At 33.6% G+C, this 24861-nt stretch carries 20 protein-coding genes, 21 tRNA genes and 1 riboswitch; all 41 genes read right to left on the bottom strand.

Going from position 1 to position 24861, the window contains the following annotated elements; translation table 11 throughout:
• Positions 1-57: 57 nt before the first annotated feature.
• On the bottom strand, positions 58-1740 hold the full coding sequence (gene lonB, locus KQI86_RS13810; protein WP_216439943.1) for an ATP-dependent protease LonB: 1683 nt from the start codon (positions 1738-1740) through the stop codon (positions 58-60).
• A 113-nt stretch (positions 1741-1853) separates the two neighbouring features.
• Positions 1854-3143, bottom strand: a complete 1290-nt coding sequence (gene clpX, locus KQI86_RS13805; RefSeq protein ID WP_216439942.1) for an ATP-dependent Clp protease ATP-binding subunit ClpX — start codon at positions 3141-3143, stop codon at positions 1854-1856.
• A 21-nt stretch (positions 3144-3164) separates the two neighbouring features.
• A complete protein-coding gene (gene clpP, locus KQI86_RS13800; protein WP_216439941.1) occupies positions 3165-3749 on the bottom strand; it encodes an ATP-dependent Clp endopeptidase proteolytic subunit ClpP in 585 nt (194 codons plus the stop codon).
• A gap of 142 nt (positions 3750-3891) precedes the next feature.
• A complete protein-coding gene (gene tig / locus KQI86_RS13795; protein WP_216439940.1) occupies positions 3892-5184 on the bottom strand; it encodes a trigger factor in 1293 nt (430 codons plus the stop codon).
• Between the two features lie 235 nt (positions 5185-5419).
• Entirely contained in the window at positions 5420-6208 is a 789-nt protein-coding gene (locus tag KQI86_RS13790; protein ID WP_216439939.1) for a hypothetical protein, read from the bottom strand.
• Between the two features lie 143 nt (positions 6209-6351).
• A complete protein-coding gene (carB, locus tag KQI86_RS13785; protein ID WP_216439938.1) occupies positions 6352-9543 on the bottom strand; it encodes a carbamoyl-phosphate synthase (glutamine-hydrolyzing) large subunit in 3192 nt (1063 codons plus the stop codon).
• A gap of 12 nt (positions 9544-9555) precedes the next feature.
• Positions 9556-10641, bottom strand: a complete 1086-nt coding sequence (gene carA / locus KQI86_RS13780; protein WP_216439937.1) for a glutamine-hydrolyzing carbamoyl-phosphate synthase small subunit — start codon at positions 10639-10641, stop codon at positions 9556-9558.
• Positions 10642-10739: 98 nt separating this feature from the next.
• Complete coding sequence (gene pyrE, locus KQI86_RS13775) at positions 10740-11312, bottom strand: orotate phosphoribosyltransferase (RefSeq protein WP_216439936.1); 573 nt, start codon at positions 11310-11312, stop codon at positions 10740-10742.
• Between the two features lie 12 nt (positions 11313-11324).
• Complete coding sequence (locus KQI86_RS13770) at positions 11325-12218, bottom strand: dihydroorotate dehydrogenase (protein WP_216439935.1); 894 nt, start codon at positions 12216-12218, stop codon at positions 11325-11327.
• 1 nt (position 12219) lies between these two features.
• On the bottom strand, positions 12220-12948 hold the full coding sequence (locus KQI86_RS13765; RefSeq protein ID WP_216439934.1) for a dihydroorotate dehydrogenase electron transfer subunit: 729 nt from the start codon (positions 12946-12948) through the stop codon (positions 12220-12222).
• A 20-nt stretch (positions 12949-12968) separates the two neighbouring features.
• Positions 12969-13835, bottom strand: coding sequence for an orotidine-5'-phosphate decarboxylase (gene pyrF, locus KQI86_RS13760; RefSeq protein WP_216439933.1), 867 nt, complete (start codon positions 13833-13835; stop codon positions 12969-12971).
• On the bottom strand, positions 13832-15034 hold the full coding sequence (locus KQI86_RS13755) for a dihydroorotase (RefSeq protein ID WP_216439932.1): 1203 nt from the start codon (positions 15032-15034) through the stop codon (positions 13832-13834). The genes pyrF and KQI86_RS13755 overlap by 4 nt, the downstream gene beginning before the upstream one ends.
• Positions 15022-15468: an aspartate carbamoyltransferase regulatory subunit gene (locus KQI86_RS13750; RefSeq protein WP_216439931.1), complete on the bottom strand. Its 447-nt coding sequence runs from the start codon at positions 15466-15468 to the stop codon at positions 15022-15024. Before KQI86_RS13750 ends, KQI86_RS13755 begins: the two co-directional genes overlap by 13 nt.
• Complete coding sequence (pyrB, locus tag KQI86_RS13745; protein WP_216439930.1) at positions 15468-16391, bottom strand: aspartate carbamoyltransferase; 924 nt, start codon at positions 16389-16391, stop codon at positions 15468-15470. The genes KQI86_RS13750 and pyrB overlap by 1 nt, the downstream gene beginning before the upstream one ends.
• Before the next feature lie 227 nt (positions 16392-16618).
• Entirely contained in the window at positions 16619-17554 is a 936-nt protein-coding gene (locus tag KQI86_RS13740) for an ABC transporter permease (protein WP_216439929.1), read from the bottom strand.
• A gap of 1 nt (position 17555) precedes the next feature.
• On the bottom strand, positions 17556-18632 hold the full coding sequence (locus KQI86_RS13735) for an ABC transporter permease (RefSeq protein WP_216439928.1): 1077 nt from the start codon (positions 18630-18632) through the stop codon (positions 17556-17558).
• Entirely contained in the window at positions 18625-20130 is a 1506-nt protein-coding gene (locus KQI86_RS13730) for an ABC transporter ATP-binding protein (RefSeq protein ID WP_425514379.1), read from the bottom strand. The genes KQI86_RS13735 and KQI86_RS13730 overlap by 8 nt, the downstream gene beginning before the upstream one ends.
• Positions 20131-20171: 41 nt before the next feature.
• Positions 20172-21278, bottom strand: a complete 1107-nt coding sequence (locus KQI86_RS13725; RefSeq protein ID WP_216439926.1) for a BMP family ABC transporter substrate-binding protein — start codon at positions 21276-21278, stop codon at positions 20172-20174.
• Between the two features lie 37 nt (positions 21279-21315).
• Positions 21316-21888, bottom strand: coding sequence for a xanthine phosphoribosyltransferase (locus tag KQI86_RS13720; protein WP_216439925.1), 573 nt, complete (start codon positions 21886-21888; stop codon positions 21316-21318).
• A gap of 102 nt (positions 21889-21990) precedes the next feature.
• Positions 21991-22092, bottom strand: a riboswitch (purine riboswitch).
• Positions 22093-22435: 343 nt separating this feature from the next.
• Positions 22436-22512: transfer RNA gene (locus KQI86_RS13715), tRNA-Arg, on the bottom strand.
• Positions 22513-22540: 28 nt separating this feature from the next.
• Positions 22541-22614: transfer RNA gene (locus KQI86_RS13710), tRNA-Gly, on the bottom strand.
• Between the two features lie 5 nt (positions 22615-22619).
• Positions 22620-22694, bottom strand: a tRNA-Gly gene (locus KQI86_RS13705).
• A 13-nt stretch (positions 22695-22707) separates the two neighbouring features.
• Positions 22708-22791 (bottom strand) — tRNA-Leu (locus KQI86_RS13700).
• 25 nt (positions 22792-22816) lie between these two features.
• A tRNA-Lys gene (locus tag KQI86_RS13695) sits at positions 22817-22892 on the bottom strand.
• Between the two features lie 8 nt (positions 22893-22900).
• Positions 22901-22976, bottom strand: a tRNA-His gene (locus KQI86_RS13690).
• A 6-nt stretch (positions 22977-22982) separates the two neighbouring features.
• Positions 22983-23058, bottom strand: a tRNA-Lys gene (locus KQI86_RS13685).
• A 6-nt stretch (positions 23059-23064) separates the two neighbouring features.
• A tRNA-Arg gene (locus KQI86_RS13680) sits at positions 23065-23141 on the bottom strand.
• 4 nt (positions 23142-23145) lie between these two features.
• Positions 23146-23219, bottom strand: a tRNA-Gly gene (locus tag KQI86_RS13675).
• A 6-nt stretch (positions 23220-23225) separates the two neighbouring features.
• Positions 23226-23301, bottom strand: a tRNA-Pro gene (locus KQI86_RS13670).
• A gap of 27 nt (positions 23302-23328) precedes the next feature.
• Positions 23329-23404, bottom strand: a tRNA-Lys gene (locus KQI86_RS13665).
• Between the two features lie 6 nt (positions 23405-23410).
• Positions 23411-23487: transfer RNA gene (locus tag KQI86_RS13660), tRNA-Arg, on the bottom strand.
• 4 nt (positions 23488-23491) lie between these two features.
• Positions 23492-23565 (bottom strand) — tRNA-Gly (locus tag KQI86_RS13655).
• 5 nt (positions 23566-23570) lie between these two features.
• Positions 23571-23645 (bottom strand) — tRNA-Gly (locus KQI86_RS13650).
• A 35-nt stretch (positions 23646-23680) separates the two neighbouring features.
• A tRNA-Leu gene (locus KQI86_RS13645) sits at positions 23681-23764 on the bottom strand.
• A gap of 26 nt (positions 23765-23790) precedes the next feature.
• A tRNA-Lys gene (locus KQI86_RS13640) sits at positions 23791-23866 on the bottom strand.
• Between the two features lie 6 nt (positions 23867-23872).
• A tRNA-Gln gene (locus tag KQI86_RS13635) sits at positions 23873-23947 on the bottom strand.
• An 11-nt stretch (positions 23948-23958) separates the two neighbouring features.
• Positions 23959-24034 (bottom strand) — tRNA-His (locus KQI86_RS13630).
• 10 nt (positions 24035-24044) lie between these two features.
• Positions 24045-24121, bottom strand: a tRNA-Arg gene (locus KQI86_RS13625).
• A gap of 5 nt (positions 24122-24126) precedes the next feature.
• Positions 24127-24200 (bottom strand) — tRNA-Gly (locus tag KQI86_RS13620).
• A 6-nt stretch (positions 24201-24206) separates the two neighbouring features.
• Positions 24207-24282: transfer RNA gene (locus KQI86_RS13615), tRNA-Pro, on the bottom strand.
• A 105-nt stretch (positions 24283-24387) separates the two neighbouring features.
• Positions 24388-24861, bottom strand: a complete 474-nt coding sequence (locus KQI86_RS13610; RefSeq protein ID WP_216439924.1) for a metallophosphoesterase family protein — start codon at positions 24859-24861, stop codon at positions 24388-24390.

The following is a 24861-nucleotide window of genomic DNA, read 5'->3' as shown; positions in this document are numbered from 1 at the left end:
ATTAAATTATAAAATCTCCTTGAATTTCCAAAGGAGATTTTATTACACAGGAAAAATTTACTGAACTTTTAAAGCAGTAGCCGCTAAAACTTCACCAGATATTTGTAGAGATGAATTTTTAACTTTATTTTCACATTGAATCAACGACATTTCTAATACTTCACGTATATCTTTTACTGCTATAACTTCAGCCTCTTCAATACTCTCAAAATTATCCTGCCAATTATCATGCGGTATTATTATTTTTTTAGCTCCAGCTTTTATAGCTGCTTGTATTTTACTGTTTACTCCTCCTACTGGTCTAACTTCTCCATAAAGTGATATCTCTCCTGTCATGGCAATCTCATTATGTACGGGTACTTTATTTATAGCACTGTAAATTGCTGTAGCCATACTTATACCTGCAGATGGACCATCCACTGGTACGCCACCTGGAAAATTAACATGTATATCATATTCAAAAAAGTTTATATCAAATACATTTTGGAGAGCAGTTAAAACATTTTCGAAGGAACACCTTGCCGTACTCTTTCTTCTAATTTTCCTATCATAGGCACTTACTTGTTCTTCTTCAACAATACCTGTAACATTTAATCCACCCTTAAGTACATGGCTTCTTTTAGCTGTTACTTCTATTTCCATAAGTGTGCCCATATTTGCTCCATAAACGGCTAATCCATTTACATAACCTATTCTTGGTTCTTCATGAATTTTTATTTCTGGTCTTGGTGAATAATGACCATTTTCTATTATCCATTCCACATCACCTATAGTTATATCTTTTCTTCCGTCATGTAATGCTATCCCTGAAGCAAGTTGTACGAGATTTACTGCATCTCTACCGTTATTGCAATATCTTCCTATAGTTTTACAGGCTTTTTCATCTAGTGAATAACCTATTTTTTCTGTAGCATTTTTAGCTATAGTTTCTATTTCTTCTGGTAATAGAGATCTAAAAAACACTTCTACACATCTTGATCGAATAGCTGGAGTTATCTCCTCTGGATTTCTCGTAGTAGCCCCTATAAGCCTAAAATCTGCCGGCAATCCGTTATCAAATATATCTTTTATGTGTAGTGGCATATTTGGGTCTGAGGCATTATAATATGCACTATCTAAGAAAACCTTTCTATCTTCCAGCACCTTTAATAATTTATTCATCTCTATAGGATGAAGTTCTCCTATTTCATCAATAAATAGCACTCCTCCATGAGCTTTAGTTACAGCTCCTGGTTTTGGTTGGGGAATTCCTGCTACCCCTAATGGACCTGCTCCTTGATATATAGGATCATGGACAGAGCCTATTAAAGGATCTGCAATTCCTCTATCATCAAATCTAACAGTAGTAGCATCTATTTCTATGAATTTTGATTCCTTATCAAATGGGGAGTATTCTCTCAGCTTTGCATCTTCCAATACTAATCTAGCAGCAGCAGTTTTCCCAACGCCTGGTGGTCCATATATTATTACATGTTGAGGATTTGGTCCACATAAAGCAGCTTGCAATGCTCTTATTCCCTTTTCTTGCCCTATTACTTCATGGAATGAAGAAGGTCTACTCTTCTCTGTTAATGGTTCAGAAAGCTTTATGTCCCTTAGTTTTTTAAGATTATCCATTTCCTTTCTACTTTCTTTATTAATAACAACTTTACTTGTTTGTTGCCCTTTTAATGCATTAAAAAAGTACAACCCCATAATTATAGTAATTATGAACTGAACAATTACAATTACATTTGTCATACAATTATCCTCCCATCTAAAATGCTTACTAAACTATTCTTTATTATGTACAATTTTCCCAGTTCATATTCCAGTTGAAAGGATAAAAAAAAGAATAGGAATCTTCCTATTCTTTAAGCAGTTTCTGGTCCTTTTTTAGTTCTAGCTTTTTTAGTTTTAATTGGAGCTCTCTTTCCATCTTCTGAATGAGTTAATTCAGGATTTTTATTTTCTACTGTATCCTCATTAATTACAACTTTTATTATGCTTTCTTCTGAAGGTATTTTAAACATTATATCCTTCATCATATCTTCAAGTATCGCCCTTAATCCTCTTGCTCCCGTACTTCTCTTTATTGCTTCTTCTGCAATAGCCTCTAAAGCTTCATCTTTAAATTCTAATTCTACATTATCGATTTCGAATAACTTTTTATATTGTTTAACAAGAGCATTTTTAGGTTGACTTAATATACTTACAAGTGCATCCTTATCCAATGCGGATAATGTTACTATTATTGGAAGTCTTCCGATAAATTCAGGAATTAACCCAAACTTTAACAAGTCTCCTGGCATTATTTCCTTTAGGAAAGCTCCCACATCCTTTTGAGATTTAGATAAAATATCAGCTCCAAAGCCAATTGAACTATTTCTTGTTCTTTTTTCAATTATTTTATCCACACCATCAAATGCTCCACCGCAGATAAATAATATATTTGTAGTATTTATCTGGATAAACTCTTGATGAGGATGCTTTCTTCCACCTTGAGGTGGTACAGAAGCTATAGTTCCTTCCAATATTTTTAATAATGCTTGTTGTACCCCTTCACCAGATACATCTCTAGTAATAGAAGGATTTTCTGATTTTCTTGCTATTTTATCTATTTCATCGATGTATATAATACCTCTTTCTGCCTTCTCTATATCGTAATCTGCATTTTGTATTAGCTTTAAAAGTATGTTTTCTACATCTTCTCCTACGTAACCTGCCTCAGTTAATGTTGTAGCATCTGCAATTGCAAAAGGAACATTTAAAAACTTTGCTAGTGTTTGTGCTAACAATGTTTTACCTGAGCCAGTTGGTCCTAGCAATAGTATGTTACTTTTTTGAAGTTCAACATCATCAGAAAAATTATAGGCATTTATTCTTTTATAGTGATTATAAACCGCTACCGCTAAAGCCTTCTTTGCATCATCTTGACCTATGATATATTGATCTAGATAATTTTTAATTTCCATAGGCTTCGGTAGTGATTCCATTTCTATACTAATATCTTCTTCGAACTCATCGCTTATAATCTCTGAACAAAGCTCTATACACTCATCGCATATATAAACGCCTGGTCCTGCTATAAGCCTTCTAACTTGGTCTTGTGTTTTACCACAAAAAGAACATTTTAATTGTTTTTTATCATCGATTTTAGCCATATTCACACCTCACAGTAAAGGTTATTTTTTCCTAGTCATAATTTCATCTATCAGACCATAGGCTTTTGCTTGTTCAGCATCCATAAAGTTATCTCTTTCTGTATCTCTTTCTATAACTTCTAATGGTTGACCTGTGTTTTCACTTAATATAGTATTAAGTTTCTTTTTAGTTTTTAGAATTCTATCTGCATGAATTCCTATATCAGTGGCCTGACCTTGGAATCCACCTAATGGTTGATGAATCATTATTTCGCTATTTGGTAGTGCATATCTTTTTCCTTTTGCTCCAGCGGAAAGTAAAAACGCTCCCATTGAAGCTGCCATACCAACACATATTGTAACTACATCTGCTTTTATATATTGCATAGTATCATATATCGCCATGCCTGCTGTTATTGAACCACCCGGGCTATTAATATATAGTTGTATATCCTTATCTGGATCTTCTGATTCTAAAAATAATAATTGAGATACAACTAAACTAGCTGTTACATCATTTACTTGATCTCCTAACATTATAATTCTATCTTTTAAAAGTCTAGAATAAATATCATATGACCTTTCTCCTCTATTAGTTTGTTCAACAACTATAGGAACTAAACTCATAATTCTCTCCTCCTTTTTTAGTCTCAATTGAACTTTAGTATATAGTTTGCTTATTAATATAATACGTAACTATTGCGTAATTTATATTAATTAATATAATTAAAATTTAATTGCCAGAAATCCTCCTGGCAATTATCATATATTATGCTATCGCTTTACTGTTGTCAACTAGTAGTTTAACCACTTTTTCATTTATAACATCTAATTTTAATAAATTTTTCTGAGCTTCCATGATTAATTTTGCAGTTTTTTCTATTTCTTTGTCGCCATATTGTTTAGCCATTTCCTTAGCTCTATCCATCATCTCTTCTTCTGTTGCTTCAACTTTTTCTGCTTTAGCTATTTCTCCAAGAACTAACTCTGTTTTTACTCTCTTAATAGCAGCATCATTCATGTATTCTCTTACTTTTTCTTCACTGCTATTAGTGTACTGATAATATGTCTGTAAGTCTAATCCTTGATATTTTAATCTCATTTCTAGGTCTCTTATCATATTATCTATTTCATTATTTACCATTACTTCTGGTATTTCAACTTTTGCATTTTCACAAGCAGCATCTATAATTGCTTCTTCAAATTCTCTCTTTGATCTAGCTTCAGCTTCAGCTTCCATTTTGCTCTTTATATCCGCTTTAAGTTCAGCTATAGTATCAAATTCAGATATTTCTTTTGCAAACTCATCGTCAAGTTCTGGTAATTCTTTAACTTTTATTTCTTTAATTTTAACTTTAAACGTAGCAGGTTTTCCGTTTAAATCTTCTCTTCCGTATTCTTCTGGGAAGTTAACGTTAACTTCTTTTTCTTCTCCAACTTTCAAACCTACTAGTTGATCTTCAAAATTATCGATGAAAGTTCCTGAGCCTATTTCTAGACTATAGTCAGTTCCCTCTCCACCTTCAAATGCAACTTCGTCAACAAATCCTTTAAAGTCTATAACTGCTATATTTCCTTTTTCTACTTCTCCGTCTTCTTTTGTAGCTATTCTTGCATTTCTTTCCTGCATTTCTTTTAATCTATTTTCAACTTCTTCTTCATTTACTGGATAGTCGTTCTTTTTAACTTCTAATCCTTTATATTCTCCTAGTTCTACTTCTGGAACTACTGTTACTTTCGCTGTATATATAAAGTCTTTTCCTTCTCCAATTTGAACTATTTCTATTGCTGGGTAATCTACAGGCTTTATATCATGTTCTTTTAACGCTTCTGGATATGTATCATCACAACAAATATTTATTGCATCTTCGTAGAAAACTCCTTCTCCATACTGTCTCTTTATAATATTCATTGGAGCTTTTCCTTTTCTAAATCCAGGTATGTTGAAACTTTTAGCATTCTTTGCATATGCTTTTTTCATAGCTTCATTGAATTTTTCACTTTCTACAGTTATTTCTAACTTAACTATATTCTTTTCTATTTTTTCCATAGTAGCCTTCATTGCATTATTCCTCCTAAATTAACTAATTGCTTATATTAACCTAAATATTATAACACATATTTAAAGTTATTAACATACAAGGGAAAACAATTAATGCTAAATTTACTATTAAATTAGCATATCAATTTATAATTATATAGGAATAAATTATATTTTACAAATAGTTTTTTATAAATTAAGTAAAGTTTTTATATTGATTTTTTATTGATTAATACAGCTATTAATTAATAATATATTACTTTATTAATTCACCGCTAGGCTTTAACGTAGCTTTTTCTCCATCTACAATTATACCCAATCCTTCTTCATTTAATCTATCTAATTTTATATCATTTCCTTCTACATTTTGAACATACCTATGAGTATTATTTTGTAAGTTTACAATCCATATATACTGTTTGCTTCTATTAAACCAAGGTAATTGACTTACGTAAGCTATATTATTCTCATCTATAAATTTAGGAGAGGAACACCATATATAATCGGGGTTTGCTTTCAAATGTTCTTCTCTTGTTATAGAAAACTCACCATTAGTAGATGTGTATCTAGGATTAGTTATGTCCTCAACTTTCCCTTCAATATTCATACGATAGATTCTTTGAACTTTTGGATCATATATTGTCATTAATTTAGCTGAAGGGCTTATATCATATATAGTCTTACTGTCCAATGGATGTATATATTTAAACTTTTTATCTTTATCATTTATTTCATATATAACTTTTAAATTTTCTCCATCACTTAGCTTAAAATCATACCCTTCTTCTTTTTTTATTTCCTCTTTGCTTTCCTTATTTTCTTTGTTTTTGTCCCCATTATCAGTAGTAAGAGTCTTTTTATTATCTTCTTTGTTTTTTTCTGTATTAATCTTATTCTTAGATAGAATATTTTTTATATCAGCTCTTCGGTAAAACCAAGCTCCTACTACAATAAACAAAATCGCTAAAAATGTTCCAATGATTCTTATCCTTCTTTTTTTCATCTTTTTTTCATAATCTTTACTGAAAATACTTGGTTTCCCCACACTAATTCCTCCTAACTACCATAATAAAATTTATAGAAGTCATATTTATTATAACTCAATTATCTTAGAATTAATAATAATTTTTTGTAAATAATACGTATAATAAATAAAAAAAAGGGAATTAATAATCCCTTTCTTTTCTATTAGCTAAAATATTCCTCCATTGTATTATAACTTATGGAAGTATTGGACTTAGCTACCATATCAACTACAGTTAAGTATGCTTTTGCTGTATCTATACATGTAAATGTAGGTACCCTATATTGTGAACAAGTTCTTCTTAATTTGAAGCCTTCCCTATAGAGTTCATTTCCTCTAGTAGGTGTATTGATAACTAAGCTTATTTCCCCATTTTTTATCATGATTTCACCTTGCTCAAAATCTTTCTCTTCACAAGCTATCCCATTTTCCATTAAATATCTAGCTGTACCAGACGTAGCATATATTTTAAATCCAAGCTTTATATATTCCTTAAAAACATCTATACTTTCCAGTCTATCAACATCTTTTAACGAAACATATAAATTTCCTCCATTATGAACTGGAATTCCTGCCCCCATAAAGCCTTTATATAAGGCTTCCTCTAAACTTTTCCCAATTCCTAATACTTCACCAGTAGATTTCATTTCTGGTCCTAAATATATATCTGCATTATTCAACTTCTCCCCTGAAAAAACCGGTACCTTTACTGCATATAAGTTTTTAGTTGGAGCTAACCCCACCCCATAACCACATTCTTTCAAAGTTCTTCCTAATTTAATTTGTACAGATATATTCACCATTGGTATTCCTATTATTTTACTTAATATAGGAACAGTTCTAGATGCTCTTGGATTCACTTCAATTACATATACCTTTTCTCCATCATATGCATACTGTATATTTAATAATCCTTTTATATTAATTCCTATTCCTATTTTTCTTGTATATTCTACAATCTTATTGATTACTTCTTCCTTTAAGCTCAGCGTAGGGTATACTATCATACTATCTCCTGAATGAACCCCTGTCCTTTCCATATGCTCCATAATACCAGGTATGAGTATCTCCTCCCCATCGCATAAAGCATCTACTTCAATTTCAATACCTTTTATATACCTATCAATAAGTATTGGATGATCCATGGATAGACTCACTGCTTCCTTTATATACTTCTCAAGGCTTTCTTTGTTGTACACAACTTCCATTGCCCTTCCACCTATTACATAAGATGGCCTTACTACCACAGGGTATCCTATTTTTTCTGCAGCTTTATAAGCTTCTTCTTCATTTATAACCGCAATCCCTTCTGGTGAAGATATATTTAATTCATCTAAAAACTCTTTAAATTTATCCCTGTCCTCACCTAAGTCTATTCCTTGAAATGAAGTTCCTAAAATTTTAACCCCTCTTCTATTCAATTCTTCTGCAAGGTTTATGGAAGTTTGTCCCCCTAATTCTAATATTACTCCTTCAACCTTTTCTTCTCTTATTACATCCATGATATTTTCTATATATATCGGTTCAAAGTAAAGCTTGTCACCTGTATCGAAATCCGTACTTACTGTTTCTGGATTATTATTTATTATTATGGCTTTATACCCAGCCTTTTTAATACCCCATATTCCATGAACGGAGCAGTAATCAAATTCTATACCCTGTCCAATTCTTATTGGCCCTGAACCTATAATAAGTACTTTTTTATCTTCTGTAATTATATTTTCATTATCCAATTCGTAAGATGAGTAGTAGTATGGCGTACTGGATTTAAACTCTCCTCCGCAGGTATCTACCATTTTATACACTGGATGGACTGCATATTCCTCTCTTAATCTTTCAATTTCTTCTGTGGATATGCCCTTTAATTCACTTATTAATTTATCTGTAAATCCAAGTTCCTTAATTTCTCTTAAAAACTCTTTACTTAAACTTTCTTTCTCCACCCTTTTTTCCATATTGATTATATTTTCTACTCCATTTAAGAACCATAAATCAATTCCTGTAACTTCATTTATTAAATTTTTACTTAACCCTTTTTTTAACCCTTCCGCTATAGCAAATACTCTTCTATCATCTGTTAACTTAATTATTTCTAGTAGTTCTTCTTTATTTATCTTCTCTAATTCTTTCATTTTCAATGAGGTGAACTTACCATCTAGTGATATGATTCCCTTTAATAAAGAATTTTCAAAGGACCTACCTATAGACATAACCTCTCCCGTTGCCTTCATTTGCGTACCAAGAGTTCTTTCCGCCTTTGTGAATTTATCAAAAGGCCACTTTGGTATCTTAGTAACCACATAATCTACAACTGGTTCAAAACAAGCACTAGAGCTTCCTGTTACAGAATTCTTTATTTCATCTAAGCTATATCCTATTGCTATTTTAGCTGCGATTTTCGCTATTGGATATCCAGTGGCTTTAGATGCTAAGGCACTGGATCTGCTTACTCTTGGATTTACTTCAATTACTATATACTCCATGCTTGTAGGGTGTAGGGCAAATTGCACATTACATCCACCCTCTAACTTTAAACTTCTAATTATATCTATAGAAGATTTTCTTAGCATTTGATATTCCTTATCTCTTAAGGTCTGGCAAGGTGCTACCACTATGCTATCCCCTGTGTGAATACCTACTGGATCGAAGTTTTCCATGCTACAGATAATTATGCAATTATCCTTCTTATCTCTTATAACCTCAAACTCTATCTCTTTCCATCCTGCCACACTTTGTTCTAATAATATTTGATTAATTGGGCTAAGTTTCAATCCTAACTTACATATTTCCCTAAGTTCTTGAAGGTTGTTTGCTATTCCCCCTCCAGTTCCACCAAGAGTATAAGCTGGTCTTATGATGACTGGGAAACCATATTTTTCTACAAACTCCTCACATTCCTCCATTCTTGTAGCTATTATACTCATAGGAGTTGGCTCTCCTATTTCTAGCATTAAGTTTTTAAATTCTTCCCTACTCTCAGCTTTTTTAATAGCTTCAGAATTTACCCCAAGCATTCTTACATTATATCTATCTAAAACTCCATTATCTTTTAGCTTCATAGCTAAGTTAAGAGCTGTTTGCCCTCCAAAGCCTGCGAGGATCCCCTGTGGTTTCTCTTTTTCTATTATCTTCTCTAGGGTTTCTTCATTTAAAGGCTCTATATAAATCCTGTCTGCTATATGATTATCTGTCATTATGGTAGCTGGATTACTATTAACCAACACTACCTCTATTCCTTCTTCTTTTAGCGCCTTACAAGCCTGTGTGCCAGAATAATCAAATTCCGCTCCTTGTCCAATTATAATTGGGCCTGATCCTAATATTATTACCTTATTTAATGTTTTATCTAATGGCATAATCTTTCCTCCTTAAGCACTTTTTTTAACTTTATTTATCTTTATATTCTTAATGAAATTATGAAAAAGATAATCTGTATCCTCTGGACCTGCCGATCCTTCTGGATGAAATTGAACTGAAAACACTGGCAAGCTCTTATGTTTTATGCCCTCCACTGTATTATCATTCAAGTTATAGTGAGTTACTATTATACTTTTATCCTTTATACTTTCTCTATCCACTGCATAGCTATGATTTTGAGAAGCTATAAAGGTCTTATCTCTTTCCACGTCATAGATTCCATGATTTCCACCTCTATGACCATATTTCATCTTATAGGTATTGCCTCCTAGTGCTAAAGCTATTATTTGATGTCCCAAGCATATACCAAAGGTGGGATACTTCTTTATTATGCTTTTTACAGTTTTAACAGTATCCTTTAATACTTCGGGATCTCCTGGTCCATTGCTTAAAAAAATGCCATCTAAGTTTAGCTTATCTATTTCTTCAAAGGTTGTATTCCATGGAAGTAATGTTATATTACAGTTTAACTTTTTAAACTTCTCTATAATATTACCCTTAATTCCAAAGTCCATTACCCCTATTCTAGGTCCTGTTCCTTGGATTTCCTCAATAGATTTTCTGCTGACCATCTCTACAAAGTTTAAGTCCCACTGGTAGCTATCTATATTGTTTTTAAGTTCTTCTACGCTCATTTCTTTATTAGATATTACACACTTCATTGTGCCAACATCTCTTATTTTTTTAGTTATGCTTCTTGTATCCACTCCATGTATTCCAACTACATTCATCCTTTTTAGAAACTCATCTATATTTTCTTCGCTCATATAATGGGATGGGATATTGCATAGGTTTCTTACAACTAACCCCTTTGCATATATTTTATTGCTTTCCATATCAAAGCTATTTGTACCGTAGTTACCTATATTAGGATAGGTCATATTTATTATTTGTCCAGCATAAGAAGGATCTGTCAATATCTCTTCATAACCTGTCATAGCAGTATTAAAAACTATCTCTCCTGTTACAACTCCTTCTTTACCGAATATATTCCCTTCATAAACACTTCCATCTTCTAAATATAAAAATCCTTTCATTTTCATCACCTCTTATTAAATTTTAAGGTGAGGAAAAATGGATTTATTCCAAATTCCCTAACCTTTTTAGCCTCACTGGACTAATTAAAAGGATATTATTACTTCATATTTCTGCTTCCTGGTTTAACATGTGGTATTCCTTCCTTACATAATGGACACTCTTCTTTTTCATAAGATTTAACATGTATTTTTACAGCACTATATATTGGGAAAGGCATTTCCACCCCTTCATCCCTTCTATCTACTATGCAGCACAATCCTACTACTTCTCCTCCTAATTCTTCTATAAGCTTAACAACTTCTAAGGAAGATTTTCCTGTAGTTATAACATCTTCGGATATGATTATCCTTTCACCCTTTTTTATTTCAAATCCCCTTCTCAAAGTCATAACTCCATTTTCTCTTTCTGAAAATATTCCTGGTTTCTTTAACTGTCTAGCCAATTCGTAAGCTACCACAACTCCACCCATTGCTGGACCCACTACTAAATCAAAGTCCACATTTCTTAATTGCTCACTTACTGTTTTTAATACCTCTTCTGCCTTATCTGGGTATTGTAACAACTTTGCACACTGACAGTATTTATCACTGTGTCTTCCTGAGGATAGTAGAAAATGTCCTTCTAAAAGCGCTTCACTTTCTTTTAAGATCTGAATTATTGTGTTTTCCATAATTAAACCCTCCTAAATTATTCCTCTTATTTCTTCTAAGCTCTTTATACCTTCAGCTTTCATGTAACTTTCCATTCCCTGAATTATTGTAATCCCTGCATTAGGATCTATAAAATTAACCGTCCCTATTTGTATTGCAGTAGCTCCTGCCATTATAAACTCAATGGCATCTTGCCAGTTCATTATTCCACCCAATCCAATTACAGGTACATCCACTGCCTTGCATACTTCATATACCATTCTTAAGGCAATTGGTTTTATTGCTGGCCCTGAAAGCCCTGCTGTTATGTTGTTGAACACAGTTCTTCTACCATTTATATCTATTGCCATAGCTTTAAATGTGTTTACTAAGGATAGTCCGTCCGCTCCAGCTTCACAACATTTATATGCCATATCTACGATGTCTTCTGCGTTAGGGGATAGCTTGACTATTAATGGTTTATTGCATATATCCTTAACTTCCTTTACAACTTCATATGCAACTTTTGATTTTATACCAAAGGCCATGCCACCTTCTTTAACATTAGGACAAGATATATTTAATTCAATCATATCTACATCTGTTTTATTTAAAAGCTCTATACCCTTTAAATAATCTTCTATTGTTCCACCGCCTAAGTTTGCAAGTATTACTGTTTCAAGTTTCTTCATCTCTGGGTATTCATAGTGTATAAAGTCATCCACGCCAGGATTCTGTAGCCCTACGCTATTTAACATTCCTCCTGTGGTTTCAAAAACTCTCAATCCATGGTTTCCACTTTTCTTATTTATTGTTAGACCTTTTGTGCTTATACCTCCTAATTTAGATACAGAATAAAACTCATTGTATTCCTCTCCAAAACCAAAGGTACCGGAAGCCGCTATTACTGGATTCTTTAAATCTACTCCACATATGTTTACCTTCATATTATTCCTCTAGCTCCTCTCCTAAGAAAACTGGACCTTCTTTACAAGTTCTTTTATATCCATCCTTAGTTTTACATGTGCATACTAAGCATGCCCCTACTCCACAGGCCATGTGTTTTTCTAGTGATACATAGAGAGGTATTGATTTTTCTTTACATTGCTTTATTAACTTATTCATCATTATTTCTGGACCGCAGCTTAAAACTACATTATAGTCCTCTACATCTATATAATCAGTTACATAACCCTTTTCCCCTTCTTCTCCAGTTTCTGTAACTATTACACTCTTCTTTATATAAGGCGAAAAACTATCTACTGAGTAGGACTCATCTCTAAAGCCTGCGTAAAGATGAACCTCACACCCCTCTAATCCTTGTGTTAAGTAACGCATTGGAGCTATACCAATTCCTCCAACTACTATAGCAACTTTACCTTTTATCTTCTCCATTGGGAATCCGTTTCCTAGGGGACCTGTCACCTTAACCTCATCTCCCTTTTGGAGCTTTTTTAATATTTCAGTACCTTTACCTACTATTTTATATAAAAAACTTATGCCCTCTTCATCTATTGAATAGATACTTATTGGCCTACTAAGCAAAGGTTCATTTTCCCAGGCTCTTAACATATAAAACTGTCCTGGCCTTCCTTGAAATTTTCCTGAAAGTTTAAGTTCCCATATTCCATTACAGATTTCTTTGTTATATAAAACCTTCTCTTCTCTATATTCCATGATTTTATCCTTTCTTCACCTTATTTTTTACAATGCATTAAGATGGAATCTCTCATGTTTATCGCTTCTTTTCTTGAGTAATCCTCAAAATGATTAAATTCTCCACCTGCTCTTTTATAAGCTAAGAGTATTCCTCTTGAGGAATTTACAACACCACCATTTCCATTCTTTAAATACAGCGCCACATCTTCTGCTCTTCCCCCTTGAGCACCATATCCAGGTATTAAGAAAAAGGTATTATTTAATTTACTTCTTATGCTCAATGCTTCATCTACATGAGTACATCCTACAACTCCACCTATGGAACTATAACCACTCTCACCCATGTATTCTTTTCCTAGGATATTTACTTTTTCTCCAACAGCTTCATAGACTTTTTCATTATTATTAACATTTAAGTACTCTATATCTTTAGCCCCTTCATTTGATGTTCTAACTAGTACAAAGAGTCCCTTTTCTTTATTCTTTAAGTATGGAAGATATGGCTCTATACTATCCATTCCCATATAAGGATTTAAAGTTATAAAATCTGTTTGAAAATCCCCTTCAAAGTGAGCTTTAGCATACATTTTTGCAGTATCAGCTATATCCCCTCTTTTTATATCTGAAATTACTAAGATATTTAAACTTCTAATATATTCTAAGGTTTTCTTATAAGCCATTAATCCTTCTAACCCTAAAGCCTCATAATAAGCAATTTGAACTTTGAAACAAGCTGCTACATCAGAGGTAGCATCTATTACTCTTTGATTAAATCTAAATATTGCCTCTCCCTGTGATCCACATTTGTTTATAAATTCTTCAGGCAAATAATCTATTGATGTATCTAATCCCACACATACATGTCCTCTTTTATCTACACTCTCATATAACCTATCTATAATCATTTCTGCTCCTCCTCAACATTGTCATATACAATTCTTCCACTCTTTATAGTTTTTAATATTTCACCATAAAACTTCATACCACTAAAAGGTGTATTCCTTCCTTTAGACATGAATTTTTCTACTTCTATTTCACATTGTTTTTCTATATCTACTAAAACTACGTCTCCTTCTAATCCTATTTTTATTTCTCCTTTATTCATCCCCATAATTCCACTGGGATTTTTTGACATTAGTTCTGATAACTTATTCAAGCTTAACCCTTCTTCTCTTACTAACTTTGTATAGCATATTGAAAATGATGTTTCTATTCCTGATATTCCTGGAGCTCCCTTTAACTTATCTTCTAGGGTATGAGGTGCATGATCTGTACTTATGGTATCTATCAAGCCTTCCTTTATACAGTCTATCAAGAATTTTACGTCCTCTTTTTTCCTAATAGGAGGGTTTACTCTATAATTTACTTCATCTGTTAATGCTATATGGTGCGGAGTTACTTCACAGGTAATTTTATGTCCAGTTTTCTTACCCTCTATTATATATTCCATAGCTTCTTTAGTACTTACATGAGCTATATGAACAGGACAACCTGTATATTTAGCTAGAGTTACATTTCTCCATGTCATTGTATTTTCTGCTAATCTCGTATTCTCTTCTATTAACTCATCATTTTCACAGTGACACATTACGGTTATATTTTTAGCTTTTGCTTTTAGCATAGCATTAAGCATTATGTTGCTATTCATTACTTCCTTGCCATCTTCAGATATAATCCTTACCCTATCATCTAGAGAATCTATGTGACTTATTGTCTTACCATCAAAGTCCTTTGTAATTGAAGCTACTTGGTGAATATCCACTAAATTAACTTCTCTCCCCTTGGTTAATACACCATTTATTATTTCCATATTGCTACATACAGGGTTTGTATTTGCCATTAAATTTACTGCAGTATATCCACCCCTCACTGCTGCTCTACTTCCACTTTCAATGTCCTCCTTATAAGTAAAACCCGGTTCTCTAAAATGTACATGTAAATCTATAAAAGCTGGCATTAAAACTTTTCCCTGTCCGTTTATTATCTTACAGTCTTTTTTTATATCTTTACCTATTTCATCTATAATTCCATCTTTTATATAAACATCTCCATAAAAATCTTGAGACCAATCTACAACCCTAGCTCCTTTTATTAACAATTCCATAGATAATCCACCTCAACTTTGTACACTTCTTCACAATACTCACACTTGTACTCACCTTTTTTTCTATCAACTAAGTGAAAGATATGTGGTACGTATTTTTCTATTGAGGTTATACATCTTGGGTTTTTACATTTTAGTAAGCCTTCTACCCTAACTGGAAGATGAAGATTTACCTTCTCTTTTATATGTTCATTTTGAATTATATTTATAGTAATGTTTGGATCTATAAGACCTAATACTGTAAAATCTATGTCTATATTATTCTCAATCTTTATAATATCTTTTTTACCTAACTTTTCGCTATATACATTCATTATTAAAGCTACAGAGTAGTCCGCCTTATCTAACTCCAAGTAATTGTAAATTTTTATTCCATATCCTGATTTAATGTGGTCAATTACTATTCCATTTTTTATGCTAGTTACCTTTAACATTACATCACCCCCAAAAGCTTTAGTATCAATGCCATTCTCACATACATTCCATACTCTGCTTGTTTAAAGTAGCAAGCCCTAGGATCTTTATCTATTTCGTAACTAATCTCATTCACTCTTGGTAGTGGATGTAGTATATTCATATTTTTAGAGGCTTTTTTAATTTTTTCTTCATCTAATATATAACTATCCTTTAATCTTATATAATCTTCCTCGTTAAAAAATCTTTCCTTTTGTACTCTAGTCATATATAGGATGTCTAGCAAAGCAATTACTTCTTCTAAATTTTCTCTTTCATCATATTCTATATTGTTTTTCTCCAATATTTCTGTTCTTATATAATTTGGAATTTTTAATTCTTCTGGTGAAATCAAAATCATTTTGTTATTCTCATAGCGAGATAAGGATTTAATTAAAGAATGTACCGTTCTTCCGAATTTTAAATCTCCACAGAAACCAACGGTCAAATTTGATAAGCTGCCTTTTAAGGATTTAATTGTCATTAAATCTGTAAGCGTTTGAGTTGGATGTTGATGACCACCATCTCCTGCGTTAACCACAGGTATGGATGAATACATGGATGCAATTTTAGGTGCGCCTTCTTTTGGATGTCTTATAACTGCCACATCAGCGTAGCAGGAGATAGTTCTTATTGTATCTGCTATACTTTCTCCTTTTGACACAGAAGAAAAACTTGCTTCAGAAAATCCTATAACCTTTCCACCCAGTCTCATCATGGCTGCTTCAAAACTTAATCTAGTTCTTGTGCTTGGCTCATAGAATAGAGTAGCAAGAATCTTCCCTTCACAAAGTTTTGAGTATTTCTCTGGGTTTAGGTATATATTTTCAGCAAGTTCTAATAAATTTTCAGTCTCTTCAATTGTTAGATCCATAGGGTCAATTAAATGTCTTTCCTTTAACATGTTAATCCTCCTTTTTAGTCTCTCTGTACTAATTTTAAAGGTAATAAAAAAATGCCTTCCTCAAAGGAAGGCATAGATATACTTATACCAATAGACAAATTTTATTTATCCAACACTTTCCTTTTAGGCCTCACAGGACCCCTCTTTAAAGGCAATATATTCTTTTTTCTTTTACTTATAATATCACTATTCTTTTTTATAGTCAATAATTTTTTATCTCTAATTTTTTATCTCTCTTCCCTAAAATAAGACACTCCTAATGCTTTAGGTGGAGAATTCTTTGAATCCTTTTTTATAGATACAATTACCATAACTATAATTGTAATAATATATGGAAACATATCTATTATATATTGTGATATGTGTATTCCCGATCCTTGTAGTCTAAAGCCTATGATATCTAATCCTCCAAAAAAATAAGAACCAATCATTGCTTTATATGGATTCCAAGCTACAAATATAACTAGTGCCACGGCTATCCATCCTCTTCCTGCTACAATGTTTTCCTGCCAAGCTGGAACATAAACCAAAGATAAGTACGCCCCTCCTACTCCGCAAAGGGCCCCTCCTAAAAGAACATGAAGATACTTATATAAATTTACATTTATACCTGATGCATCTGCACATTTAGGATTTTCACCTACGGATAAAAGATTTAACCCCTTTGAAGTCTTAAACATATAAATTCCAAGTATTATTGCTGTAATATATCCTAAATAAACGAATAAATCTTGTGTAAATAATATTTCACCTACATAAGGTATTTTACTAAGTATTGGTACTGCAACAGGTTTGAAAAACTCTTTTATATTATCTGATACTACGTTTCCAACTAAACTTTTTCCTACAAAGCTGGATAGTCCTGTACCAAATATAGTTAATGTCAATCCCGAAACTACTTGATTAGCTCTTAATGTTATAGTTAAAAAAGCATATATTAATCCACCAAATATTCCTGCTAAAGCTGCTCCCATTATAGCTAAAATTGGATTATTAGTTTTTATCCCTACCATAAATCCAAAAACTGCTCCCATAGTCATCATACCTTCTAAGCCTAAATTCAAATTACCGGCTTTTTCCGTTATCACTTCTCCTAAAGTTGCAAATAACAATGGAGTACCTGCTACAATTGCAGCTTGTAAAAATGATACATAGTTATTCAACTTAAGCCACCTCCTTAATATCTATAGGAGTAGCGACCTTTTTCACTAATTTATATCTTAAGAAAAATTCGCTTCCAAGTATGAAGAATAATATTGTAGATTGTATTATTAATGCAACTGCCTCTGGAATATTGAAAGCTGTTTGTATAAAGGAACCTCCTTCAACCAAGGCAGCAAATAATACTGATACTATTAGAATTACAATAGAATTTAAATTTGATAACCAAGCTATAGTTATAGCAGTGTAACCTACTCCACCGGCAACTTCTATAGATAGGGTGTTACTAACTCCTGAGGCCTGTATCATGCCTACTAAACCACATAACCCTCCACTGAGTAACATGGCGAATATCAATGTATTTTTAATATTCACACCTGCATAAAGGGCAGTTTTTTCACTCTCTCCTAATATTGAAATTTCATAACCCTTTTTTGAACGATTCATAAATATATACATACACGCTACTAACAATAGAGCAATTAACCATCCTATATGAATTCCTAAAAATTCAGGAATAATCCCATTGTCACTAAAATTAGGTATTTTAGGAAATCCCAGAGCCGTTGGATCTTTCCATGGTCCATACTGTAAGTAAGTAACAAATTTAAGAGCTATATAATTCATCATAAGAGTTACAATAGTCTCATTAGTACCCCATTTCCATTTTAGAACCGCTGGTATAAAAGCCCATAAGGCACCTCCAATAACTCCAGCTAAAATCATAATTGGAATAAGTAAAAAAGAATTTAATTCAGGAAAATTCAAAGCAAAATATGAGGATAAAAATGCCCCCATTATTATTTGCCCTTCTCCCCCAATGTTCCAAAATTTCATTTTGAAGGCTACTGATATTCCAAGAGCTGATATTAAGAGAGGTATAGCCTTTATTAAAGTTTGTTTAAAGCTATAGCTTGAACCAAAAGCGCCTTTAATCATAGTAGCGTAAACACTTATAGGATTAAAACCTAAAAAAGCAATAAAAATTCCTATAGCTAAAAAAGCAAATATTATGAAAGTAGCTCTTATTATAAATGCCTCTTTATTTGTAACCTCACTTTTTTTTACTACTCTAAACAACTTTTATCTCCTCTCTTTCTATCCTTGAGCCCCCCATTAAAAGTCCAATCTTCTCTTTTGTAGCTTCAAAGCTCATCAATTCTCCCTTAACTTCTCCGTTACACATAACAAGAATTCTATCACATAGCTGTATTAGTACATCTAAATCTTCTCCTATATATAAAACACCAACGCCTTTTTTCTTTTGATCATTAATTAAATTATATATAGTGTAGCATGTGTTTATATCTAGCCCTCTAACTGGATATGCCATAATAAGTAGATTTGGATTTACATCTAATTCTCTTCCTAGTAATATCTTTTGAATATTTCCTCCTGATAAATTCTTTATAGGATGATAAATATCTGGAGTTTTTATATCTAATTCCTCTTTTATTTGATTAGCCTTTTCTATCATATCTTTTTTATTTATTAATAGCCCTTTTTGGTGATGATAGGATTTTAAAAGCAAATTATCTACCATATCCATAGAAGCAACAAGTCCCATTCCCAGCCTATCCTCTGGAACGAAACTCATACTTACTCCTTTATTGATTATTTCTCTAGGTGTTTTCCCAATTATGCTTTCACTGTCTACTGTTATTTCTCCCTGCTTAACGGGTGTAATTCCAGCAATAGCTTCACAAAGCTCTCTTTGTCCACTTCCGGCTATTCCTGCTATCCCTACAACCTCTCCTCTGTGTATGTTGAAACTTATATTTTTTAAAATTTCTATTTTGTCTTCGTTATATAAAGATAAGTTTTTTATGCTAAGAACTTCTTTCCCTATTCTTACTTTTTCTTTATTAATACTTAACTCTACCTCTTCACCCACCATTAATTCTGCTAACATTTTAGGACTAGCCTCTTCTTTATTAATAGTAGTTATAACTTCTCCTTTTCTTAACACAGTGATTTTATCACAAATACTCATAACTTCTTCCATCTTATGAGATATAAATATGACAGCACATCCATTTTCCTTCATTTTATTTATAATATTAAATAATTTTTCCACTTCTACTACTGTGAAAACTGTTGTTGGTTCATCCAAAACTAAAATGTTTGCCCCTCTGTATAAAACCTTTAGAATTTCAACTATTTGCTTTTCCCCTACAGACATATCTTCTACTTTTTTTGTTAGATCAGTGCTTATATCATATTTTTTGCAAATTTCATTAATCTTATTTCTAATGCTTTTCTTACTTACAAAAATACCATTTTTTTGTCCTAGTATAATATTTTCTTCTCCGCTCATATTGTCAACTAGTTTAAAATGTTGATATATCATACCTATTCCTGAGTGTATAGCATCTGTTGGAGATTTAAATTCTACTTTTTTACCTTTAATATAAATAGAACCACTATCAGGAGTATATACCCCTGATAGCATATTCATCAATGTTGACTTACCTGCTCCATTCTCTCCTAAAAGAGCATGCACTTCACCGCCATATATTGAAAGGTTTATATTATTATTTGCAACCACTTTGCCGAAAGTCTTTTTTATATTTTCCATTTTAATAAAAGGTGTTTTCGCTTCCATTTCCTCACCTATTCCTATTGATTTTCTAATTGTCCTTCAACTCCCTGCACAAACCAGTTGAACTGTAATAACTCTTCATCTGTCATGACTTTTCCTTCTTCTACTCTAACTTTTCCACTTTGATCCTTTAATGGTCCAACAAATATTTTATTTTTTCCGGATATTATATCTTCTTTAGCTTTTTCTACTTTTTCTTTTGCACCCTCTGGAGCATTTTCAGTTAACTCTGCTAATCCTACTACGTTATCAGATAATCCCTTCCAATAGCTTTCTGATTTCCATGTTCCCTCTTGAATAGCTTTTACTTGACTAACATAGTAAGGTCCCCAATTAAACACTGCTGAAGTCATATAAGCGTTAGGTGCCTTATCTTTCATATCAGTATTATATCCAATTGAAAAAGCTCCCTTTTCTTCTGCTGCCTGCTGTGGACCAGCTGTATTTTGATGTTGTGTTATAACATCAGCACCTTCATCTAATAATGCTTTAGCTCCTTCTTTTTCCCTAGCTGGATCATACCAAGTGTTTGTCCACTTAACTGCCACTTTAGCATTTGGATTTACAGATTGAACTCCTAATGTGAAAGCATTTATGCCTCTCACAACTTCAGGTAATGGAAAAGCTGCAACATATCCTATTTTATTAGTTTTAGTTTTCATGCCTGCAACTATACCTGATAAATATCTAGCTTCATATATTCTTCCAAAGTAATTTGACATATTTTCAGCAGTTTTATTACCTGAGCAATGAAGGAACTTAACATCCTTATGTTTTTTAGCCTGCTTTTCCATGGCATCCATGTAACCAAAGCTTGTACCTATTATTACATTAGCTCCTTGATTTATCATATCTTCAATAACTTTTTCTGCCTTTGCTGTATCTTCTGGTACAGATTCTTTATACATAGTTGGTACATTTAACTCTTTTTCTAAATATAATCTTCCTTGATCATGTGTATATGTATATCCACCGTCTGTAGTAGGACCTACATAAATAAAGCCTACTTTTATTTCATTTTTATCTTTATTTCCTTCCTGTCCTGTTTTGCTTCCACAACCGGAAAACAATGTTATTACCATAGTAAAAATTAGTAATAAAGAAATTCCTTTAAATTTTTTCATATTTATTTCCTCCTTCTTATTAAAAATTATTTATGAATTAACCAAAAATAACTTCACCATTTTTCATTTCTTGAAGAATTGCCAAGGACTCAAGTTGTATTCCTTCCTTTTGTACCATTTCTCTTCCACCCTGAAATTTCTTTTCAATTGCAATGCCAACTCCACTTATTGAACAATTAGCTTGCTTACAAATATTTATCATTCCTGCTACAGCACTTCCACTAGCTAAAAAGTCATCTATAATTAAAACACAATCATCTTCATTTAAATAATTTTTTGAAACCCTTATATAGCACTCCTGCTCTTTAGTAAAAGAATACACTCTAGCTTCATATATACTTCCATCCATACTATTAGGCTTTTGCTTCTTTGCAAACACTACAGGTATATTCCCAAAGTGCTGAGCTACAATGCAAGCTATAGCTATTCCTGAACTCTCTACAGTAAGGATCTTATTTATTTTCTTGTCTTTAAATCTTCTTTTAAATTCTTTTCCCATTTCATTAAAAAGTTCTACATCTAATTGGTGATTTAAAAAGTTATCAACCTTTAAAATTCTATCTTCTATTACTACTCCTTCATTTCTTATCTTGTCTTTTAATAATTGCATAATATCTTTCCTTTCTAATATTCAATAGTGATTTTAGAGTAAAATAAAAACTCCCTTGTTTTTGACAAGGGAGTTTATAAAGATCTACTATAAAAAAAATAATAAACCATCATAAACACCCATAGCCCAGCAATTTGTGGTTGCTTGGTAGAAACGCTTAGACCATATTACTAAGCATATATGAGTGCGAATGTTCTTGAATTTTTACAAACCAATATTCGTTGTTAATATGATATACTATATTATATTAAAAATCAACACCTATTTAGAAAATGGGAGAAACAATTTTTATTTATTCAAATTAAGAATTATACAGTCCATAGCAAAACTCCATTTTCCCTTATTAACTCTATATTAGTTCCTTGTTTTTAAATTCCTTTATGGATAAAAGCTACAATTCTTCTTTCATTTTTTATTGTAGCTAATTTATAAGCTATTATGAAAATGGTTCTATTGATCATATTTAATATATAAAACAAGACATTGCAAAACATTTTTGTTTTGCAATGTCTGTTGTATATCAACCCATACGTAATACCTTTATTATTGGTGCGCCCAACAGGAGTTGAACCTGCGACATCCGGATTCGAAGTCCGTCACTCTATCCAGCTGAGCTATGGGCGCTTAAGCCCTAAAAACTATTAAATTAATTTGGAGCGGGTGAAGGGAATCGAACCCTCACAGCCAGCTTGGAAGGCTGGAACTCTACCATTGAGCTACACCCGCATGTTTGGAGCGGAAGACGAGATTCGAACTCGCGACGTTCACCTTGGCAAGGTGACGCTCTACCACTGAGCCACTCCCGCTTAAAATATTATTTGGTGCAGGCGAAGGGAGTCGAACCCCCACGCCGTAGGCGCTAGATCCTAAGTCTAGTGCGTCTGCCAATTCCGCCACGCCTGCATGTTTAATATTTTAAAAATTTATTTGGTGACTCACCGGGGAATCGAACCCCGGACAACCTGATTAAAAGTCAGGTGCTCTACCGACTGAGCTAGTGAATCACTTTAAATGGGGTGAATGAAGGGACTCGAACCCTCGACAACCAGAACCACAATCTGGCGCTCTACCAGCTGAACTACATTCACCATATATGGTGCGCCATCAGGGACTCGAACCCTGGGCACCCTGATTAAGAGTCAGGTGCTCTACCAACTGAGCTAATAGCACATAATTTGGTGCGTCTTAAGAGATTCGAACTCCTGGCCCACGCCTTAGAAGGGCGTTGCTCTATCCAGCTGAGCTAAAGACGCGAATTGGAGCGGGTGAAGGGAATCGAACCCTCACAGCCAGCTTGGAAGGCTGGAACTCTACCATTGAGCTACACCCGCATATGGTGGTCGGGGTGACAGGGATTGAACCTGCGACCTCATGGTCCCAAACCACGCGCGCTCCCATCTGCGCCACACCCCGTTATTATAAATGTGTTTAAAATTCATTTGGTGCGCCATCAGGGACTCGAACCCTGGGCACCCTGATTAAGAGTCAGGTGCTCTACCAACTGAGCTAATGGCACATTATTTGGTGCGTCTTAAGGGATTCGAACCCCTGGCCCACGCCTTAGAAGGGCGTTGCTCTATCCAGCTGAGCTAAAGACGCAAATTGGAGCGGGTGAAGGGAATCGAACCCTCGTAACTAGCTTGGAAGGCTAGCACTCTACCATTGAGTTACACCCGCATACTTGGAGCGGAAGACGAGATTCGAACTCGCGACGTTCACCTTGGCAAGGTGACGCTCTACCACTGAGCCACTCCCGCAAATATAAAATATTAAAATCTTTTAAAATATTGTTTGGTGCAGGCGAAGGGAGTCGAACCCCCACGCCATAGGCGCTAGATCCTAAGTCTAGTGCGTCTGCCAATTCCGCCACGCCTGCATGTTCAATATTTAAGATAATTTAATTGGTGACTCACCGGGGAATCGAACCCCGGACAACCTGATTAAAAGTCAGGTGCTCTACCGACTGAGCTAGTGAATCGCTTTATGGCTGGGATGGCAGGATTCGAACCTACGAATGCGGGAGTCAAAGTCCCGTGCCTTACCGCTTGGCGACATCCCAATATTATGTTGTGGGGTGGATGAAGGGACTCGAACCCTCGACAACCAGAACCACAATCTGGCGCTCTACCAGCTGAACTACATCCACCAAAACTTTTTGGTGCGTCTTAAGGGATTCGAACCCCTGGCCCACGCCTTAGAAGGGCGTTGCTCTATCCAGCTGAGCTAAAGACGCTTATATGGAGCGGGTGAAGGGAATCGAACCCTCACAGCCAGCTTGGAAGGCTGGAACTCTACCATTGAGCTACACCCGCATATGGTGGTCGGGGTGACAGGGATTGAACCTGCGACCTCATGGTCCCAAACCACGCGCGCTCCCATCTGCGCCACACCCCGTTATGTTTCAGGAGTTCGTTTCGTTGTTAACTCCTGACGACATAGTTTATTCTACACGATATCTTTTAATACGTCAATACCCATTTTAATTTTTTTTAATTTTTTTTATCGAATTGCTTTTATACTTGCATTTATCTTATCCCCATCCATTTGTATCAAAGCCACGCTATTAAATCCATCTCTTGCTAAAACAGGGCTTCCAGGGTTTATAAACCATATCCCTTCTTCATATACTATTTGTGAAATATGAGTATGTCCAAATAAAACTACTCTAGCTTCTAACTCCATAGCTTTATATTTCAGTCTAGATAATCCATTTTTTACATCATAGTTGTGTCCATGAGTAATAAAAAACTTGTATCCACCTATTTCTGTTATAATTTCTGAAGGAACTGCATTAGAATAATCACAATTACCTTTTACATTTATAATATCACCTTTATAGAACTTACTAAAATCTTTTACATCTTGTATATTATCTCCTAGATGTATTAGCAAGTCTATCTCTGTAAATTTATCCATAACTCTATCTAAAATCCAAGTATGTCTATGGGTATCACTGACAACGCCGATTAACAC

The organism is Clostridium mobile, from assembly GCF_018918285.1.
In the GTDB taxonomy this organism is placed as follows: Bacteria; Bacillota; Clostridia; order Clostridiales; family Clostridiaceae; genus Clostridium_AW; species Clostridium_AW mobile.
Note: the sequence above shows the minus strand (reverse complement) of the source record. Positions and strands in the feature narration are given on the sequence as shown.

Bases quoted from the DNA above. Each gene is read 5' to 3' on its own strand.
- clpX (WP_216439942.1), bottom strand. From the start codon at position 3,143: ATGGCTAAAATCGATGATAAAAAACAATTAAAATGTTCTTTTTGTGGT.
- KQI86_RS13725 (WP_216439926.1), bottom strand. From the start codon at position 21,278: ATGAAAAAATTTAAAGGAATTTCTTTATTACTAATTTTTACTATGGTA.
- clpP (WP_216439941.1), bottom strand. From the start codon at position 3,749: ATGAGTTTAGTTCCTATAGTTGTTGAACAAACTAATAGAGGAGAAAGG.
- carB (WP_216439938.1), bottom strand. From the start codon at position 9,543: ATGCCATTAGATAAAACATTAAATAAGGTAATAATATTAGGATCAGGC.
- KQI86_RS13755 (WP_216439932.1), bottom strand. From the start codon at position 15,034: ATGGAATTGTTAATAAAAGGAGCTAGGGTTGTAGATTGGTCTCAAGAT.
- carA (WP_216439937.1), bottom strand. From the start codon at position 10,641: ATGAAAGGATTTTTATATTTAGAAGATGGAAGTGTTTATGAAGGGAAT.
- KQI86_RS13750 (WP_216439931.1), bottom strand. From the start codon at position 15,468: ATGTTAAAGGTAACTAGCATAAAAAATGGAATAGTAATTGACCACATT.
- tig (WP_216439940.1), bottom strand. From the start codon at position 5,184: ATGAAGGCTACTATGGAAAAAATAGAAAAGAATATAGTTAAGTTAGAA.
- KQI86_RS13770 (WP_216439935.1), bottom strand. From the start codon at position 12,218: ATGAAGGTAAACATATGTGGAGTAGATTTAAAGAATCCAGTAATAGCG.
- KQI86_RS13765 (WP_216439934.1), bottom strand. From the start codon at position 12,948: ATGGAATATAGAGAAGAGAAGGTTTTATATAACAAAGAAATCTGTAAT.
- KQI86_RS13730 (WP_425514379.1), bottom strand. From the start codon at position 20,130: ATGGAAAATATAAAAAAGACTTTCGGCAAAGTGGTTGCAAATAATAAT.
- pyrF (WP_216439933.1), bottom strand. From the start codon at position 13,835: ATGATTATAGATAGGTTATATGAGAGTGTAGATAAAAGAGGACATGTA.
- pyrE (WP_216439936.1), bottom strand. From the start codon at position 11,312: ATGGAAAACACAATAATTCAGATCTTAAAAGAAAGTGAAGCGCTTTTA.
- KQI86_RS13720 (WP_216439925.1), bottom strand. From the start codon at position 21,888: ATGCAATTATTAAAAGACAAGATAAGAAATGAAGGAGTAGTAATAGAA.
- pyrB (WP_216439930.1), bottom strand. From the start codon at position 16,391: ATGTTAAAGGAAAGACATTTAATTGACCCTATGGATCTAACAATTGAA.
- lonB (WP_216439943.1), bottom strand. From the start codon at position 1,740: ATGACAAATGTAATTGTAATTGTTCAGTTCATAATTACTATAATTATG.